Here is a 369-nt window from a genome sequence, read left to right as displayed (position 1 = left end):
CCGGCCATTGGGTTCTGCCTGGAGAAACGCGGCGACTGGATTGGGGCCGCTTCGCGCCCCAGCGCAGGGCAAGCCTGCTCACTACAAAAAGCGAACCCACCACAAACTGCCGGCGCACTGCAAAAAGCACAATCACCGCAAAAAAGCCTGCTCTCCTCAACTAGCCCGGGTGAGGTCGTTTGTTGAGGTGAACAGGCTCTTTGCGGTGAGCCTATACCTGATGGCGAACACAACCTTTTTGTGGTGAGCAGGCTTGCCCTGCGCTGGGCTGCGAAGCGGCCCTAAAACCGGCCATTGGGTTCTGCCTGGAGAAACGCGGCGACTGGATTGGGGCCGCTTCGCGCCCCAGCGCAGGGCAAGCCTGCTCAC

Annotated in this window: 1 protein-coding gene; it reads left to right on the top strand. The window is 61.2% G+C overall.

What is annotated here, in order from left to right; translation table 11 throughout:
- A partial coding sequence (locus BW43_RS29135; RefSeq protein ID WP_218186596.1) for a hypothetical protein occupies window positions 1-186 on the top strand: 186 nt, incomplete at its 5' end.
- Between the last annotated feature and the right edge of the window lie 183 nt (window positions 187-369).

This window comes from Pseudomonas sp. RIT357 (assembly GCF_000632245.1).
In the GTDB taxonomy this organism is placed as follows: Bacteria; Pseudomonadota; Gammaproteobacteria; order Pseudomonadales; family Pseudomonadaceae; genus Aquipseudomonas; species Aquipseudomonas sivasensis.
The sequence above is the reverse complement of the archived record's forward strand: the minus strand, read 5'-3'. Positions and strand labels throughout refer to the sequence as shown.